This window comes from Arenibacter troitsensis (assembly GCF_900177645.1).
In the GTDB taxonomy this organism is placed as follows: Bacteria; Bacteroidota; Bacteroidia; order Flavobacteriales; family Flavobacteriaceae; genus Arenibacter; species Arenibacter troitsensis.
The window spans coordinates 285144-303564 of the sequence record NZ_FXAO01000004.1 but is presented as its reverse complement, the minus strand read 5'-3'; the positions used below and the strand labels follow the sequence as shown (position 1 = coordinate 303564).

The following is an 18421-nucleotide window of genomic DNA, read 5'->3' as shown; positions in this document are numbered from 1 at the left end:
CCCTACTAAGAATAGGAACCGGTAATAAGGACAATTGGACCGGATTACATTAGGGTTTAAACTTTAGTTTCAAGATAAAATGGGTCTTGGCTGAAAAAGGAATATAGGCGCATCACCTAAGTAAAACAAAAAGGCAGTACCCGATAAAGGGTACTGCCTTCCATAATTACAAAACTAATTTACTCAAACAACAATCTTAATCTATATAACCATACAGATCAATATTACTATAGGTGCCTTATTAATTGTACCCCGGGTTTTGAGGTGTCAAATTTGGATTGTTGATCATTTCCTGCTCAGGTAGAGGGAACAATAGATGCTTCTCCTGCAATGCCTGATCCGAACTAAGGTTGATATGCCCTACGAAATCATCAAAAGTCCCAGTTTCACTGTTCAACACTTTTCTAAGACGTACCATATCGAACCAAGTAATCTGCTCATAGCATAGCTCATGCCATCTTTCCTTCCATACGGCTTCTCTTAAAGATGCCTGGGTAAAAGCACCAAGAAGCGGAGTGGTCAGCTGCGCACGATCCCTTATCCTGGTCAAGGCATCCACTGCATCTTGATTTGGACCTGCAGCTTCGTTGGAAGCCTCAGCATAGATCAACAATACTTCCGCAAAGCGAATTATAGGCATATTCAGGTTGTCTTTTGCGGTACCCGGAACACCAAAAGTACCGTTAGCTATAACATTGAAGTGCTTAAAAATATAGGGGGCGCCCAAATCAAAAAGTTCACCACTACCATTGGTATAGTAACTGCTATAAAACCAACCCTCACGGTCTACTGCCCTAAGATCACCAGCCTCGTAGGAGTTATAAAATTCTATTTCGGGTACCGTACTTCCAGTTCCGGATGGCCCTCTATAGGTTACCGGCTGGAAATTAGGGAACATATTGCCCATAGGGTTTCCTGCCACTTCATCATTGTATTGTAAACTAAAAACGTGTTCTACCATATTGCCCAAAGTCTCATCGTGTACCTCTCCGTAGGTATCAAAAAGATCTAATGGTCCTGCATTATCTATAACCTCCTTGGCCTTGCTGGCGGCATCGGCATAGCGTGCCGTTTCATTCAGCGGATGGCCGGCCATGGTAAGATAGACCTTGGCCAATAAGGATTTAACAGCGGACTGTGAAACTCTACCACTTTCATCTGTCCATGATAAACCAGCTCCTTCGGCCGCCAACAAATCGGCTACAATTTGATCATAGACTGCACTCTGCGGGCTACGGGTAGGATTAAAATCTTCGGACGTAGCACTCTGTGGCAAGGTAATCAAGGGAACATCGCCCCAAAGTCTAACCGCATAAAAATAACCCCAGGCCCTAAAAAACCGTGCCTCACCCAAAACCTTGTTTTTCTGTGCCTCATCCATGTCAATACCTGGTACATTTTCAAGTACCAAATTGGCGTTGGCAATAAGCTTGTAAACTCCTCTCCACCAATTCCTGATATGTAAGGTATTTGCATCGTAGGACAAGGAATACAAGTTGTTCAAATCTGAATTCTGGGCCGTTTGCGTGGTAGAGGTCCCTGTAACCGCTTCCAATAATTGCCAGTTGGACGAGAAGATTCCTGCACCATCACCCACAAACCTTGCATCCGCATATACAGCAGCAATAGCCGATTCTGCATGTTTGGCCGTGGTGTAAAAACTGTCCGGCGTTAGATTTGATGGATCGGATTCATCCAAAAAATCGGAACAACCCACTGTTGTAAGCAACATTAGCAAACAGAGGTAAAACTTTCCAATGTGTTTTGTTATATCAAATTTCATAATATCTTATTTTAAATTTTATTAATTACAGACCGACTTGCAGACCTATTACGAATGTTGTCGATTTTGGATATTCATGCCACTTCATCCCTTGTGAAAAGACATTGTTGCCCTCACCACCACGAATAGGGGTTACCTCGGGATCTCCAAGTAGTTCATCATCCACCAATAAAAAGAAATTTTGTGCCGAAGCGTACAATCTCAATTTATTCAAATGCATTTTTTCAACCAAATTTTGATCAAAAGTAAAGCCTAACATAATGTTTCTACCACGAACAAAGGAACCATCCTTTACCCAATGTGAATCCACGTTGGTCACATAACCAGCACGCGTATCCCTCACCTGTGCAATCATGGTATCTTGGTTATCAGGAGTCCAAGCATTCAAGACAGTAGTGTAGCTATTGGCAAGAGCCTGCCTATCTTCACTGGAGTGTAGGTTCATGTCCATTACATCGTTACCCCAAGAATATTGTAGTTCCAAGGTAAAGTCCAGGTTTTTATAGGAAACATAGTTCGTAAGTGTTCCCCATGCTGTTGGGTATCCGTTTCCTATAATGGACCTATCCTCATCATTTATAATATAATCCCCATTAAAATCCTTATACTTAATATCTCCAGGCAATATGGTAAGTCCGTTTCTATAACTTACAAATTTAGCGGCTTCAGCGGCCTCATCCGTACCCCAAGTTCCCAAACGGGTAAGTCCCCAGAAGGCCCCTACTGGCTCACCAACCCTAATAATACTGGTCTCATTGGTTATTCCTGGTCCACCTACACCAAAAATATCGGAAGGTGTGGCCAAGGAAAGTACCTTGTTCCTGTTCATGGAAATATTAAAGTTGGTATTCCATGTTACATTTGCGGTAGCTATGTTTTTGGTGGAAAGCCCTAGTTCAAGACCTTTGTTTTCCATGGACCCTACATTTCTCCTAATAGTAGCATACCCACTGGATTGCGGTACAGGGGCATCCAAAAGCATATCGGTCGTTTTTCTATAGTAATAATCGGCTTCCAAGCTAATTCTATTTTCAAATAGCCCTAATTCTAACCCAACATCGTACTGCGCGGTCTTTTCCCATTTCAAATCCGGATTCGCCAAGCGATTTAAACCGGTTCCACCAACACGACTATCGCTCCATATGGTAGCGTAGTTAGAGCTTAAAAGAGACAAGGAAGAATAAGGAGGTATTTCGGAGTTACCGGTAACCCCATAACTGGTTCTAAGTTTTAAATTGGAAATAAGAGCATTGTCTACAAGAAAATCCTCGTCCGAAATCCTCCAGGCAACTGCTGCTGAGGGAAAGAAGGAAAACTTATTGTTGTCCCCAAATTTTGAGGAACCATCTGCCCTACCTGTAACCGTAAATAGATACTTGCCATATAGGTTATAATTCAATCGTCCAAAATAGGAATTCAATGCTTCCCTGTTTGCAAAAGATTGAACCGCTATATTATCCGATCCTGCACCCAAGTTGTTAAATTTAAAAAAGTCGGTTGGGAAGTTCCTGGAATCAGCATTGACAAAGAATTCATTGGATTGTTGCCAAGACACCCCCAATAAAGCGGTCAATGAATTGTTCTCGTTGATTTCCTTATTATAGGTAAGGTAATTTTCAATAGACCAAAACGTCTGCTTTTCATTGCTCGCTTGTGCACGGGCCACTGCATTGTTATCCAATACACTGTTTCGGAATTCATTGTTCTCCTGGGTAAGGATATTGGCTCCGATTACCGTCCTCATTTCCAATTCCTTGGTTAAATTAAGATTGGTATAAAAACTTCCGGCCGTAGTTTGGGTATTTAAAATATACTCATTATTTTCAAGCCAGTTCACCGAATTTCGGGTACCTTCCGCATAGGGATAATCCCTGTTATTGGCGTAAAGACCTTCCAATGGTCCCCCAGTGTGCAAAGGACCGGGATAAAAAGGATAATCCTCCACCATTCTACGTGGCACCTGATCGTTGGTATCGGCCAAATTCTCTGTCTGGTTATTATAGCTCAGGGAACCTCCGATCTTTAACCATGTCTTAATCTGATCATCAATAGAGAAACGTCCTGAATAACGCTTTAAATAGGTATTCTTAAGAAGTCCTTGTTCATCCCTAATACCAAGGGAGATGGCATATGTTGTTCTTTCGTTGCCCCCTGAAAAACCCACCTGATGGTTTTGTGATAATTTATGTTGCACCACTTCTTTGGACCAATCCGTATCATAGATGGCATTACCTTCACTATCAAACAAATAAGCCACATTGGGATTGGCCCTTTTAAGCCTGGGCTCGTACTGTGCATAGTTCCCAGCTGCCCATCCAGCAGGATCAAATTTCTGGGTGTTTTCCCAAGAAAGCTGCTCTATCATGGCATATTGTTCGGAATTTAAAACCTTGGCCCTATTGGGACCAAATTGGTTTACACTGTACTCCACATCGTATGTTACCCTACCCTGTCCGGCACGACCTCTTTTAGTAGTTACCAGAATAACACCGTTGGCACCACGAGCCCCGTAGATAGCTGTGGATGAAGCATCTTTCAACACTTCAATAGATACTACATCGTTAGGGTTTAGATAATCAATAGCCGAACTAAAGTTAGCTTGATTCCCTTGGGGTAATTGCACTCCATCTATAACGTACAGCGGGTTGTTGGAGGAGTTTATAGAACTAAAACCCCTAACCCTAATGTTGGATTTACCACCTGGGCGACCCGAGTTGGTGTTCACCTGTACCCCAGCAATTTTACCAGACAAGGCCTGATTTAGGGAAGTGGCAGGACGTTCCTGAAGCTGGTCTGCATCTACTTGCCCTACGGCACCGGTAAGATCCGATTTCCGCTGACTACCGTAACCGATCAATACTACCTCTTCCAGTTCGCTGGCATCCTCCTCCATAACTGCGTTAATAGTAGATTTGCCTCCCACAGGTATTTCCATGGTTTTAAAACCTATATAACTAAAAACTAAAGTGGCATTACTACTCACATTGTCCAAGGAGTAGTTACCGTCAAAATCTGTTTGGGTTCCGTTGGTTGTACCTTTAACCAATACGTTCGCCCCAGGCAAGGGTCCGGATCCATCCGAAACACTTCCTGTCACTGTTTGTGCCCCAGCCAGTCCGAAACATAAGAATGCTCCCGCCAACAATAGGCATTTACCTAGTGTAATCTTCATAAATAAATTTTTTAGTTAGTTAATTGTTTTTAATTGCATGCCCAGCCTGGTTAAAAGCCTAACATACATTCGTTAAATATATCTTAACGAAAATGGAAAGTTGCGGATAAGAAAAAAAACAACTCTAAAATTCATGAATTTTAGAGTTGTTTCCTACATTTTTTCAAGTATTCCTAATTGCTGCCGTTATTAACCTGGTACGTTACACAAATGGGAACATCTGTTTACGGTTGCATAAAACTTGTATGTTCTACTTCCCTTGACCTGCTCTCTATTGTATTTTGGCTTACCTATCTTATTATCATTATTCTATTTCAAAATTATTTTTCTCAAGGAATTGCCATACGGGGTTTCGAGCAATACGGCATATACCCCAGAGGGCAGACCGGAGATATTGAAGGGAATGTTATAAGACCGCTCTCCCCTTGCTATTTCAGAGGCCATTAGGGCGTTGTTGTAATTAGTTGTTTTTATTATAGACAGTAAGACCAGCCCTGATTCGAATTATTAAAACTTTCTGCATTGAGCTATTTTAAATAATTAATTACAACCGGTCAAGTATAAGCGTAGTGCGGGATTTTGGAGCAATTCACTGTCTGCCCACTGTAAAGTTTATTACAAGCAAAAGTGCTCAATTTTAGCACTTCAGCCCTCATTACGCTTATACAATGTTACCATGCGTTTTTATTATTTTCTTAACCAAGTTACCAACCACTCAGCATTTCCATCGGGATAAAAAATCGCATAGTCGTATTTTGAACCATCTTTACTGTTTGCTTTCTTTATATACCCATATATGGAATAATATTCTTGCTCTGCCCAATAGCTCCCTTTGTTAGTTATAGGCAAAATCGCAACGTGTTGGTAATCTATAAATCCATCTCCTAAACCGAGTTCCCAAGGAATCCATTTTGATTCTGATGAGTTCGGTGTTGCCATTAATATAAATTTATCTGAAGCTTTTATTCTACTTCTTAGTATGGCGGCAGTTTCGCTACTTGGTTTATCAGGTAAAGTATCATCCAAATAATCAATGTATATTTTCACTCCGAGACTTTTCAGAATATTTACAATAGGCCTTACAAACTGACTATCTTTTCTCCTGTATGATAAGAATACTTGTTTTTCAATTTTTTCATCAGATCTGAGGCTTTCATTAACTGAGAAAGCTTTGGTAAAGGTCTGTCGTTGAAGGTCATTAAACGTGATATACGCCATTATTCACTGATTTTAGATACCCATAGTTTATGTTCTCTACTTATAGATTTTTCAGTATCGTATATAATCTCTTTTGTTTTCTGTTCTGATGGTTGAAATAGCAACTTTTTCTTAAAATCTTTAAGTTCATCGATAGCAACACTATAGGTAGAACTCAATTCTTCATATCGTTTAGTTTGCTTCCATGAAAAAATGGCAGCAGCTAAAGTTGTGAATAAGCCTAAATATGCAAAATTGGGAATGATTCCTATCATTGTGAGTATTGTCAAAAATGCTCCTAACCCCATTGATAAGATTCCCAACCAAAAATAAGTCTCGCCTTTTCTGGAATTAAAAAGTGTTTTCTTGTAATAATATTTTTCTTGATCGTTTAAACGATGTTTTATGTAGAATTCAATTTTTTCAGAATTGCTCAAGTCAAAATTGTTTCTTATCCAGTCAGGGTTATCATTATCGCTGGAAACTGGCGAAAGAAATTTCAAATAGCCTGATAAATCAACTTCAGATTTCATGAATTTAATTTTTTCGTGAAATATTGAAAGTGCGTTTGAAAAAGAGTCATCATATTGATTTACCTTGAAAAACAATAACCAAGACTGGCTCAATGTGCTTTCAGCTAAAAATCGAGCCTTCTGCCATCCATCCATGAAATTTGATTTGAATTGCATTACCATGAGAATTAAAACTCCAATTATCAAAATTAATTGAATAGTATGCTTTGTGTTCTCCAAATTGGAGTTAAGCTCAGGTATTGATGCAATTATGGATATAGAAAGCAAGAGCATTAATTGGGCTCCAACATTTCTTAAATATCTTTTTTGGCAATATTTGGATAAGTTATTAAAGCATTCGTATGAATCTGGGCCTAATAAATCTCTATCAAAAGCTGTTCTTTTCATAAATCTAGTCGTTTAGCCCCAAACTCTGGTAAACTGAATCTTTGTAATGCCAATCTTCTCTCTTAGATAAATCCAAGGTTTTATGGAAGGGAGGAAAATCATCTAAAGCGTATTTAATCATTCTCATTCTGAAAGGAATGTGAATTGCATTTTGACCTTTTATAATTGGTGGGCACAAATTATTGTCAATGCTTCGATAATTATTGAGATTTACTGCTATAATAGGTATATTGTTGGTCAGAGCCTTGTCTAATTCCCATCTTACAAAACGGTATAGGTTTTTCGTGCTATTTCCTATCAAAACAATAGCCTGTTTGGCATTAGACATTCTTTCTGATAACCTTTGTTTTATGTAATCTTCACTTCTAGCTTGATTAGTCAATGGCTTTAAATCATGGGCATCGTAAAAATTAAAGTCAATATTCTCAAGTGCTTTCCAACCTTTCATTCTTGCATATGCCCACATGTCATTATCTCCGTCAAAAATTACATAGGTTTTGTTCTTGTAGCTCATAAGTTTCTTGTTTTAAATGCATGGTAACAATGGTATATGATCAATGATCATATATCTTTTATAAGGTAGGGTTTGGTTATAAGTCATATCTTTCCATAGGATCATAAATTGTCAGATATTTATTAATTTCATCTATTTATTGTGAATTGGAAGTATCCTATTTTTCTTAAGTACCTGAAAACTCATTGTTGGTATGATTTATTTCTGTATTTAATATTAACATCTACTCTAAATAATAGCAGATTAATATGGGGGGAAGTAATCGCTAATATAATTTAATTTTTAAATATAAAGAACGGAGATTTGTTGGCAATTTATTTACGGTAAACCGCAATAGGACTTGTTTTTTAAAGATGTCGTAACTTCAGGTTTGAAAAAGCTCAAAGTCGGGAGACTTTGCCTTATGAATGTAGTCGTATATTTCCGCAAGGTCCTCAACGGCTTTTTTAGTCAGTTTGTATTCAGCCATGCGAATGTTTTTTCGCTTTTAAGGATTCGAGATGCTTTTTTGGGTCAAAATCCTTCGCAATTTCACTTTCAATTCCTTCTTGAATAGCAGTTTTCAAGGCTATGACCTTATTTTCTTCTTCCTCTAATAGTCTTAAACCAGCACGAACAACTTCACTCACATTTTTAAATCGGCCTTCTTTAATTCGGTTTTGAATGAATTGGTCAAAATAATTTCCCAACGATATGGATGTGTTTTTACTCATTATGATACATTTATTTCAAATATACCAAAAATTGGTAAAAAATAAAACTCTAAAAGAACACTCAACGCTTGTAGTAACTAGGTTATTGTAGTAATATTTTTGTTGCCAAGTTTGTTTAATGGCCATATTAATTCTTTAAATCACGACTTAAGTTTTGTAGTAACGGGCTTTGTGTGCTGGCATGGATATGCACCGCCAAAGAAATGTGATCCATTAGAATTTGTCTAACGAAAATATTTCCAGGCTGGCGCATAGTTTGTGTTAGATGGAGATTATCTCACTTCATATGCACTACCACATCTTGAAACATAAACGGATTTCTGCTAATTAATAAGTCCTTGCCGCTTGCGGTGGTTACATTCTTAAGGATTATTTCATCGGTTCTGATATATGGAAATTTCTCCTGATACGTATCATCCGTCATTTCTTCATTAAAGTTTTTAAAAATGGCTGGCCCTTCGTAGTCTTCAGGATGATTGCTGTCATCTATGCGTAGGTTTTCTATGGTAATCCTTTCCGGCATATAACAGGTATAGCCAAAATTATGCTGCCCGGAGTAGGAACCTCCTATAATGTTGGCCTCGCTGGGTTTGCCCCCTTCGGGTATAAAAACGCAGTTGCGGATCACTATCTCTCCCTGCCATGTACTACCATAATCCTCGCGCAAATTAATTAGGGTTTTACCCAGGATAGTACTGTTCTCCACGGTCAAGAGACCGCTACCTATGGCATTGATACCCATATGGCCAAGGGTAGAATTTAGGATGGTGGCATTGGCTACTCCCTTATGGGCATCGAATCGGGACAAGGTGCAGTTGTCATAGACAAGGTTCTTGGAGTAATTGGAACTCATTATGCCCCAATAGGTATTGTCATTTATATCATTGGTCTGACTGCAGTTCTCAAACGATACATTAAGGCTACGGTTTACGAGAAGGTCGTAGGAGCCCATGGATACCGGTTTGCCAGCGGAGCCTATAGTACGGTAGGTTTTATGTCCTGTAAACAGGGAGTTCTTCACAGTTACATAGGCACAGTCACGGATATTGATAAAACCGCCATAGGGCGCTCCCAGTTCTCCTTCCCCAATGATGTGGTGCTCAAGGCCATCGACCACCACATTGGAACGGTTGACCCCGATGTTTCTACTATAATAATTGTACTTGGAATCCGCCTTATTGGCAATGGTGGTAAAACGCCCTCCCGTTATGTTTAGCGTTGTGGTGTCCAAGGGAATGGCGGTCACATTCGAAATCTGCTCAAAATCCCAAATAACGGGGGCATCCAAATCCACATTTCCGTTTTTGTCAACGACAAAGATATCGGTTTGCTGGGAGCCATTGTCTTGGTTCAGCCCAAAACGGATATAGTGCCTTACATTGGAATTCGTAACCGTGATAAGACAGGACTGAGGCAAAAGGACGTCTATTTTTTCCTGGTTTCTTTTAAGTGATGTTATGCCATCCAGTGTAAAGGGTTGCAGGTTCGAAATCACCTTAAAAACGGAGGCTTTGTGGTTTTGGACTTCGGTATCATCAATGATAAAGGCTGCCGATCCAAAATCGGTATCGGTTTGGATGACCGCCGTACGTTCCTTGCCTCCTATGTAGTAAGTGAAACCCTGGTCGGCCTTCACCTTAAGTCCATAAAGATTGGCAAAGGCATGGGTTGCAGCAATAGCGTCCATATCATCTGTTTTGCCATCACCTATGGCGCCGAAATCACTATAGCGTACCCATCCAAGCCCTTTAAATTTAAGGACGTTTTTTGGGGATATATTTACATGCAATTGCCCATTGATATCCGCTTTTACTTGGGTTTTTTTCTTTTTGGAGGTGATTATTACATTTTCTAACTGCCCATGTGCCAAAAATAAACACGAAAAGAAGAAGATTGTTAAAACGTAATATTTCATCATGGGCGCATGCTTTGGGTCATTAAGTTGAAAAAATCTAACTGACCTTATAAATATATAAAAAGTTGGTATTAAACAGCAAAGCATGCATTGTCGAAGGGCACCCTTGCTCACCAGTGTCCTAGAAATACCGGTTAAGTAATTTGGGTTACTATTTAATAATATGGGACATACGAGCATGCCGATTCGGACAGGGTTGAGCTAGCAAAGGAATTTGTGGAGAAAAACTATTTAATCTGCACTAACGGAGGTTAGTGTGGCATATTTTTCAAATCTTGCCTACCAATAATGGCCTTTATTTCAACAGTGTCATTCTGTATTCTGTAATAAATACTATCTGAACCGCAAACACAACGTCTATAGCCTTCTTTGATAAAATCAACTGCTTCAAATGAAAAAGGTAGTTGGGCAATAATGTGAAAATATTCGAAAAATGAATAGTAGTATTGATCAGCTTGTTCAACACCAAATTTTCTTACTAAGTATTGATGAATTCGTATCAAATCCACTCTGGCAGAGTTGCTTAATTTATAGTTAGCCACGAAGTAAGGACTTGGATTGCTCTAATATTTGTTCTTTACTATCTTCAGTAAATCCGCTGTTCTCTGCTTTTTCTAATTTAGCTCTGATCCAATCTATTTGGACATGTTGTTTTCTAGCTTGTCTGATCAAATCATTGACCAGTTCACTTTTGCTAGAGTACTCCTTATTGTCTACTTGTTTTTTTAACCATTCATCGTTGGGTTCTGTGAATGTAATACTTTGTCTACACATAATTTTAATTTTGGTGTAAAAATACACCGAAAACGAATCAAATACAAATTTCTCATGTATCTTACCTAGCTTATCGCATGGGTAGAGCCTGCCTGATGGCTAAAATAGGCTTACGGTTATTCCATCTTATTTCCCAAAAATCATTACCGCAATACGATCAACTTCCAATCCTGCCCTCCTGCATGGTAGGTTTTTAGTTCCTCAAATCCCACAGCGTAATGGGCTTCCAAAGAACGGAGGTTGGTGGCATCTACCTCGGTAACGATACTGGTAAAATTGGGCAGTAGGGTATTCTTCATGGTTTCGTACAACTTTCTAAAAATACCCTGTCGCCGGTACTCCTTGTCTATACAGATTTGCCCCATAACCATATAGGGGTCCTCTTTGGGTATTACCCCAGCTATTTCCAGAAACATGGGCTTTAAGACCTCTACGTCATTTCCAAACCGGGGATGCATGCAAAGTGCGTAGCCCACCACTTTATCTTGGTCTTTGGCAATGATATGGGGACAGGCAGCATTCATTTCGGTCAGGAGTTCCAAAGTATGGGATACCGTAACAAAGCCTTCTTTTTCCTTTTCATCCGCATCCACATTTTGTAAGTGGTTCTTTTGTTGCAGATCCAATATTTGCTGTAATTCAGCTTTTGTGGTACAGCGGGTGAGTTTTATTGCCATTTAATCCAATTTTAACCAAGCCTTTCTATTTTTTAACACCTGCTTGCTGACTTTGTCTCCATCCTTTTCAATTAATTGTATGCTGTAGGCCGGGTTTCCGGTTAAAACCACCGTGGTAGATTTTGGAAGGCCATAACGGGTATAGGCCACTTGTAGAGTGTCGCCTACTTTATATTGGTTTATAAGGTCGTTAAAACGCTGTGTTGCAGTCAAAGGAACGTTATTGATGGCGGTAATAACATCCCTGGCGTCCAGGCCTGCGGTATAAGCTGGGCTCCCTATTGGGGTATTTTCCTGAATGCTACCCATACCAAATCGGTTGGTGCTCACACTCGCCCCAAAATAGGGTTGGTCCATGGCCTGCTTTAATGCAACCCCTACCGAGGCAAACAATGCAGCATAATCCGGCATTTCACTTTGGTATATGTAATTATCAAAGAAACTGTTTCCAAATTCCTTGCCCGCGTATTGTACCAAGGTTTGGCGCAGGTCATGCAGGGTATAGGGAACATCATTTTTCCCATAGGTCCGCCACACCAATTTCATATAATCGTCCAAGTTAAGTCCGTTTTGTCGCAACGAAAGGTCCAGGGCCAGTCCCAAAACACTGCCATAGGAATAGTAGGAGATAAAGGTGTTTTCCCTATTCACCGGATCCACAGAGGTGGCAGCGTCCACAAAGGGCGCTTGGTAGCTCATTTCTATAGGGTTAAAGAATTGCCTGGCCGGAGAGTTCCAAACATAGTTAAAAGTACCCGTTAGGCCCTCTACATATTCCTCTGGGGTGATGATTCCGGCCCGACAAAGGATAAAATTGGTGTAATAACTGGTAAAACCTTCCGCAAACCAAAGTTCCCCGCTCATATTGGCTTCGGCAAAATTGAAGGGTTCCAAGGCCTGGGGACGAATACGTTCCACGTTCCAACCATGAAAAAATTCATGGGCTACGGTGCCTATATTGTTCTTCATTCCGCCTTCGGCCAAGCCTTCCCTATCCGTTAAAATGGTAGAATTCCTATGTTCCATGCCATCCCCGGAGGCATTGGGGATATAACAGGCCAAGAAGGTATAGGTGCCATAATCGTAGTTGGGCAATTCACCAAACACTTCCATTTCGGCGAGAACTACTTTTTTTACCTGTTCAAAATAGGTGTCCAGCTCTGCTTCCGTTCCGTTGTGGTGCAATACAAATTGTATGTTCTGTGGGGTACCGTTATTATCTACCACAAATTGGCGTAGTCCATAATTACTGATTTCCGTTGGACTGTCCATAAAATACTGTAAGTTGGGTGCTGTATATGTAGTGCCCGATACCTGTGGCATTTGGGTAGCCACCTTCCAGTTGAGGTCTTCCCTTACCTTAAAATCAACTTCTATTTTCCGATCGCCCAAATGGTCCACATACATAAAGGTGGCAGGGATGTTCAAATGGGCATGGGTCTCATCAATTTGGGCATAGGTGCCATCCCCACGATTGGCAAAAAGCGTATAACTTACTTTTACTTCCCCATCATGGCCGCTAATATCCCACTGGTAAGGATTGGGCCTGGAGATTTCCAAGGCCTTTCCCTTGCTATCGGTTGCCTTAAAATTGTATACGTTTTTTGCAAACTCATGTAGGGCGTAGCGCCCAGGGGAGGAACGGCCCATGCGTACTGAAAGTACACCCGGATTCAGCGATGGAAATGTGGCCGTGATTTCAGCTTCGTGGTGTTCGGCATTTTCAAAAGAAATGCTGTATTGGTTGGTTTGGCCATGTAGGCCACAGCTAATGGCAAGAAAAAGGAGGCTTAGAATATTGATTTTCATATAATTTGATTTCGATACTTTTTTATTGTCGGGAAATCTAAACTGTTCTAAGGTCCCCCAATGATTATTTTACAAGGCTTTGTACAAACGAATATACTATATAAATACAGGATATGCTACATTTGCAATATGACGGAATTCCCAAAAAAATTGATGGCAAAACTAACCGAAAGACAGACGAATAATGCCCTTCGGAAATTGCCAATGCCCAAGGGTCTGATCGATTTTTCCTCCAATGATTATCTGGGCCTTGCCCAAAACAGGACCATTTTTAAGAACGCCTCAAATATCCTGAAAAAGAAAGGTGTCATTGCCAATGGAGCTACGGGGTCCAGGCTGTTATCCGGTAATAACGGACTGTATGGGGAATTGGAAGTGGTGTTGGCCAGCTTTTTTGGGTCTGAATCGGCCTTGGTCTTCAATTCGGGATACGACGCCAACATAGGGTTTTTTAGTGCCGTGCCACAGCGCACGGATGTTGTTTTTTATGATGAACTCTCACATGCCAGTATCCGTGATGGCATTGGGATGGGCCTTGCCCAAAGCTATAAGTTTAAACACAACCAATTGGAAGGTCTAAGCGGGCAAATAGACCGTGCCAGGGAAAGAAAGCCTGATAGCGATATTTATGTGGTTACGGAATCGGTTTTTTCCATGGATGGGGATACTCCGGATTTAAAAGCGCTGGTGGAATTGTGCATCTCCAAAGGGGCCTATTTGGTCGTGGACGAAGCCCATGCGGTTGGGGTATTTGGTAGCAGGGGAGAGGGATTGTTACATGAGTTGGGGCTGCAGGACAAGGTATTTGCCAGGATCATCACCTTTGGGAAGGCCATGGGCTGTCATGGTGCCGCAGTATTGGGAGGCGATGCCCTAAAAGGTTATTTGGTAAATTTTGCACGCAGTTTTATTTATACAACAGGAATGCCCCCACATTCCTTGGCAACGATATTGGCAGCTTGTGAACATTTGTCCATTTCAAGAGGTGGGCAAATGCAACTTAGGCGGAATATCAACTTTTTTAAGGAGCAGTTGAGGGGCCATAACCTTGCGGCCCATTTTATTCCCAGTGATTCGGCTGTGCATTGTTGCTTGGTGGAAGGCAATGAAAAGGTAAAAAAATGGTCGCTACAGTTGCAGGATAAGGGTTTTGATGTAAAGCCGATTCTTTCGCCTACCGTGCCAAAAGGTCAGGAGCGATTGCGATTTTGTTTGCACAGTTTTAATACCGAAAATGAAATTAAGGATGTACTTTTAATATTGGCCGAAGTATTTGATTAGAGATGAATCCAGAATTTTATACCCTTGCTGCCTTTGAATATGTAGCTGACGTTCAAATACTAAAAGGCCGATTGGAGGCCGATGGTATCCCCGTATTTCTTAGGGATGAGAATACCCTTAATTCGGACCCCCTGATCAGTAATGCCATAGGCGGAGTGAAGCTACAGGTATATTTTTCCGATAAGGAAAGGGCTACTGAAATCTACAATGAAATTAGGGCCTATGCCGTGGACGACGAAGGTAATTTTAGGCGTTGTCCAAACTGCAAGGCACAGAGAATGGAGATTTATTATAACAGGAAAGGGATTTTTTATAAACTTTTTCCATTTTTTGAAAAAAGAAAGTATAAATGTCTAAATTGTGAGTTTATAACAGAACCAAGCTAGAATGAAACAATTTTTTGTAACAGGAATATCAACAGATGTAGGAAAGACAATAACCTCGGCAGTCTTGGTCGAGGCCTTGCAGGCAGATTATTGGAAACCCGTTCAAACAGGTGAGGATTCCGATAGTGAAACTATTTCCAATTTAATCTCCAATACCAAAACCGTAATACATAAAAGCAGCTACTCCCTTAAGGCACCCATTAGTCCTCATGCGGCAGCTGCCTTGGAAGGGGTCTATATTGACCATAACAAAATACATGAGCCCAAAACAGACAACCATATGGTAATCGAAGGGGCTGGAGGTGTTTTGGTGCCGCTGAACGATTCCGATACCTTATTGGATATTATTATGCCAACTTATCATGTGGTTGTTGTGGTGAAACATTATTTGGGCAGTATCAATCACTCTCTGTTGACTATTAAATGGCTCTTGCTCAAGGGGTATGATGTTGCCATACTTTTTAATGGCGAGCCAAACGCCGCCTCCGAGGATATTATCACCAAAATTACCGGAGTACCTGTTTTGGGTAGAATTGGTCATGAAGATACTCTTACAAAAGAGGTGGTTAAGAAATACGCGGAACAATTGCGGCCTGCACTTATGGCTTGGTAAGGTCATTGGCCTTTAAAAATATTCCTTGTATCTGACAGGGGTTAAGGATTGTTTGTCTCCCTTAAATGAATTGGGATTGGGATAGTGTTTTTAGTCATTATTCCCCATCTTTGCACCTCTATTTAAAAAGGAAATTCAATTGAAAAGTCTTTCGGAAAGGGATCAGAAACACCTTTGGCACCCGCTTACGCAGCATAAACTGCATCCTAAAATGTTGGGTATTGTTAAGGCAAAGGGAGCGGTTTTGGTAGATGAGCACGGCAAGGAATATATAGATGGCATATCATCCTGGTACACCAGTGTCTATGGCCATTGCAATGATGCCATTATATCCAAGGTATATGCACAAATGCAGCAGTTGGACCAGGTGGTCTTTAGTGGATTTACCCATGAGCCTGCCATAGCGCTTTCAGAGGCCCTTATTTCGTTGCTGCCACAAAATCAGCAAAAATTGTTTTTTTCAGATAATGGTTCCACGGCTACCGAGATCGGGATTAAGATGGCCTTACAGTACCATCATAATTTGGGAAAAAAGCGTTCTGTTTTATTGGCGTTTGAAGATGGTTTTCATGGCGATACCTTTGGGGCGATGTCCGTCTCTGGACTGTCTGTTTATAACGGTCCTTTTGAGGATTATTTTATTGATGTAAAAAGGATTCCAGTTCCTACGGAGGACAATCTTGGGAGCCTGTTACATGAATTGGAAAATACCATGGATCTTGATGCTGTGGCCGGATTTATATACGAACCCTTGGTACAGGGAGCTGCAGCCATGAAAATGCATAAGGCGGAACATTTGGAGATAATTTTAAAAGTGATAAAATCGCATGGGGTTTTGGCCATTGCCGATGAGGTGATGACAGGCTTTGGGAAAACCGGAAGGCATTTTGCTTCGGATCATATGACGGAGAAGCCCGATATTATCTGTATGTCCAAGGCTCTTACGGCCGGGATGCTTCCCATGGCGGTGACCAGTTGTACCCAGAAAGTTTATGATGCCTTTTACAGTGATGACATTGCCAAGGGACTTTTTCATGGCCATACCTATACCGCAAACCCCTTGGCCTGTGCCGCTGCCTTGGCGGGAATTGAATTGTTGACCTCAGAGGAAATTCAAAAGAATATAGGTCGTATAATACAATGGCACCAAGAGTTTGATGCAGAAATTAAAGATCACCCTAAGGTGGCTGCCACTAGACAGACCGGTATAATCTATGCCCTGGATCTTGATGTTGTTATGGAGCGCTATGGAAATGTTAGGGACAAACTGTTTCAACATTTTATGGGTTCCGGCGTATTTTTGCGGCCCTTGGGAAATACCATATATATTTCGGCACCCTATATTATTACCAAAGATGAAATGCAAAGGATATACGTTAGTATAAGGGAAGTCCTTGAAAAATTTTGATGAATGCAGAACGAATCTATTTATATCACCGCATTGTCTTCCATTTCTCCTTTAGGAATTTCTTTGAAGGAGATCTGGGAAAATTATAAGTGTCCAGACCATTTTTTGCAACAGAAAAGCTATGGCGATCTAACCGCCTGGGGTTCCGCCTTAGCAGAAGATGCGCAACAGAAGATAGAGGAATTAAAAAATTCGGATTCCAAATATAAAAACTTGGATCCCTCTGTGCTGTATGCTATTTATGCGTCTAGGGATGCTATAGGACAAGCGGGTTGGAAGGATGACGATTTTGGAGTAAACATTGGCTCCTCCAGGGGCGCTACTGGACTTTTTGAAAAATACCATAGCGAATTTATCCAAAATGGCGAGGCCACTACCTTGTCCTCGCCTACTACGACTTTGGGTAATATTTCATCATGGGTTGCCCATGACCTACAGACCCGAGGGCCTGAGATATCACATTCCATTACTTGTTCCACTGCCCTGCATTCCCTCTTGAACGGGGTGGCATGGTTGAAAAGTGGTATGGCCAATAAATTTTTGGTAGGGGGAAGCGAGGCGCCATTAACGCCCTTTACCATTGCACAGATGAAGGCCTTAAAGGTTTATTCGCGGTTTGTTGCAAACGACCCTAGTGGTTATCCATGTCGCGCTTTGGACCTCGATAAGAAACAAAATACCATGGTATTGGGTGAAGCTGCTTCCATGGCCTGTTTGGAGAAAGACAATATCCAAAATGCCCTTGCCCGTATTGAAGGCCTGGGTTATGCCACGGAAATATTGGAACACAATATTTCTATATCCTCTGATGCCGTCTGTTTTCAGCGATCCATGAAAATGGCTTTGGGCGGGATAGATCCCAAGGAGGTGGATGTGGTGGTATTGCATGCTCCGGGAACCATTAAAGGCGACTTGTCCGAGGTAACCGCCATCAAGAAAATATTTGGAAAAGATATGCCGGCCTTGACCACTAATAAATGGAAGCTAGGGCATTCTTTTGGTGCCTCTGGAATGCTGAGTTTGGAATTGGCGGTGTTGATGTTGCAGCATCAAGAGTTTATAGGAGTGCCATATGTGACATATGAGGCTATGCCAAAACAGATCAATAAGGTGATGGTAAACGCAGTTGGTTTTGGGGGGAATGCGGTGAGTGTTCTTTTGGGCAAGATTTAATTGTAGTAGCAATCGGAACTACGAGAAATCTGTTGTACCATACTATTGGGGGGAGTCTTTATAATAAATTCTACAGCTAATAAGCT

At 41.0% G+C, this 18421-nt stretch carries 18 protein-coding genes; 5 read left to right on the top strand and 13 right to left on the bottom strand.

Annotated elements, in window-relative coordinates:
* Positions 1-241: 241 nt before the first annotated feature.
* The 13 genes from B9Y87_RS10940 to B9Y87_RS10890 all read right to left on the bottom strand — a co-directional run bounded on the left by B9Y87_RS10940 (position 242) and on the right by B9Y87_RS10890 (position 13474).
* The gene (locus tag B9Y87_RS10940; protein ID WP_085498965.1) at positions 242-1783 is read right to left on the bottom strand and encodes a RagB/SusD family nutrient uptake outer membrane protein; all 1542 of its coding nucleotides are present in this window, start codon (positions 1781-1783) and stop codon (positions 242-244) included.
* Between the two features lie 25 nt (positions 1784-1808).
* Positions 1809-4955 carry a SusC/RagA family TonB-linked outer membrane protein gene (locus tag B9Y87_RS10935; protein WP_085498964.1) on the bottom strand — a complete coding sequence of 1049 codons (3147 nt, stop codon included), beginning with the start codon at positions 4953-4955 and terminating at the stop codon, positions 1809-1811.
* A gap of 309 nt (positions 4956-5264) precedes the next feature.
* A complete protein-coding gene (locus tag B9Y87_RS22305) occupies positions 5265-5399 on the bottom strand; it encodes a hypothetical protein (RefSeq protein ID WP_262483178.1) in 135 nt (44 codons plus the stop codon).
* Between the two features lie 243 nt (positions 5400-5642).
* The gene (locus B9Y87_RS10930; protein WP_085498962.1) at positions 5643-6173 is read right to left on the bottom strand and encodes a toll/interleukin-1 receptor domain-containing protein; all 531 of its coding nucleotides are present in this window, start codon (positions 6171-6173) and stop codon (positions 5643-5645) included.
* Positions 6173-7072 (bottom strand): SLATT domain-containing protein, encoded by a 900-nt coding sequence (locus B9Y87_RS10925; protein ID WP_085498960.1) that lies wholly within the window; start codon positions 7070-7072, stop codon positions 6173-6175. The genes B9Y87_RS10930 and B9Y87_RS10925 overlap by 1 nt, the downstream gene beginning before the upstream one ends.
* A 4-nt stretch (positions 7073-7076) precedes the next feature.
* On the bottom strand, positions 7077-7586 hold the full coding sequence (locus B9Y87_RS10920) for a TIR domain-containing protein (protein WP_085498958.1): 510 nt from the start codon (positions 7584-7586) through the stop codon (positions 7077-7079).
* 364 nt (positions 7587-7950) lie between these two features.
* Entirely contained in the window at positions 7951-8055 is a 105-nt protein-coding gene (locus B9Y87_RS21800) for a type II toxin-antitoxin system RelE/ParE family toxin (RefSeq protein WP_139827211.1), read from the bottom strand.
* The gene (locus B9Y87_RS10915) at positions 8048-8299 is read right to left on the bottom strand and encodes a type II toxin-antitoxin system ParD family antitoxin (protein ID WP_085498957.1); all 252 of its coding nucleotides are present in this window, start codon (positions 8297-8299) and stop codon (positions 8048-8050) included. The genes B9Y87_RS21800 and B9Y87_RS10915 overlap by 8 nt, the downstream gene beginning before the upstream one ends.
* A gap of 277 nt (positions 8300-8576) precedes the next feature.
* Positions 8577-10217: a hypothetical protein gene (locus B9Y87_RS10910; RefSeq protein ID WP_217807510.1), complete on the bottom strand. Its 1641-nt coding sequence runs from the start codon at positions 10215-10217 to the stop codon at positions 8577-8579.
* A 248-nt stretch (positions 10218-10465) separates the two neighbouring features.
* A complete protein-coding gene (locus tag B9Y87_RS10905; RefSeq protein WP_085498953.1) occupies positions 10466-10756 on the bottom strand; it encodes a type II toxin-antitoxin system RelE/ParE family toxin in 291 nt (96 codons plus the stop codon).
* Positions 10749-10988: a ribbon-helix-helix domain-containing protein gene (locus B9Y87_RS10900; RefSeq protein ID WP_085498951.1), complete on the bottom strand. Its 240-nt coding sequence runs from the start codon at positions 10986-10988 to the stop codon at positions 10749-10751. The genes B9Y87_RS10905 and B9Y87_RS10900 overlap by 8 nt, the downstream gene beginning before the upstream one ends.
* Positions 10989-11131: 143 nt before the next feature.
* Complete coding sequence (locus tag B9Y87_RS10895; protein ID WP_085498949.1) at positions 11132-11665, bottom strand: GNAT family N-acetyltransferase; 534 nt, start codon at positions 11663-11665, stop codon at positions 11132-11134.
* Positions 11666-13474: a M61 family metallopeptidase gene (locus B9Y87_RS10890; RefSeq protein WP_085498947.1), complete on the bottom strand. Its 1809-nt coding sequence runs from the start codon at positions 13472-13474 to the stop codon at positions 11666-11668. It lies immediately after the preceding gene.
* A 153-nt stretch (positions 13475-13627) separates the two neighbouring features.
* Between B9Y87_RS10890 and B9Y87_RS10885 the strand changes: the two genes are divergently transcribed.
* From B9Y87_RS10885 to B9Y87_RS10865, 5 genes are all read left to right on the top strand, one after another.
* Positions 13628-14755 carry an aminotransferase class I/II-fold pyridoxal phosphate-dependent enzyme gene (locus B9Y87_RS10885; protein WP_245808693.1) on the top strand — a complete coding sequence of 376 codons (1128 nt, stop codon included), beginning with the start codon at positions 13628-13630 and terminating at the stop codon, positions 14753-14755.
* 2 nt (positions 14756-14757) lie between these two features.
* Positions 14758-15141 (top strand): putative signal transducing protein, encoded by a 384-nt coding sequence (locus B9Y87_RS10880; RefSeq protein ID WP_085498944.1) that lies wholly within the window; start codon positions 14758-14760, stop codon positions 15139-15141.
* Position 15142: 1 nt separating this feature from the next.
* A complete protein-coding gene (gene bioD, locus B9Y87_RS10875) occupies positions 15143-15754 on the top strand; it encodes a dethiobiotin synthase (RefSeq protein WP_085498942.1) in 612 nt (203 codons plus the stop codon).
* A 139-nt stretch (positions 15755-15893) separates the two neighbouring features.
* Entirely contained in the window at positions 15894-17162 is a 1269-nt protein-coding gene (gene bioA, locus B9Y87_RS10870) for an adenosylmethionine--8-amino-7-oxononanoate transaminase (protein ID WP_085498940.1), read from the top strand.
* 3 nt (positions 17163-17165) lie between these two features.
* Entirely contained in the window at positions 17166-18335 is a 1170-nt protein-coding gene (locus B9Y87_RS10865; RefSeq protein ID WP_085498938.1) for a beta-ketoacyl synthase N-terminal-like domain-containing protein, read from the top strand.
* Positions 18336-18421: the final 86 nt, after the last annotated feature.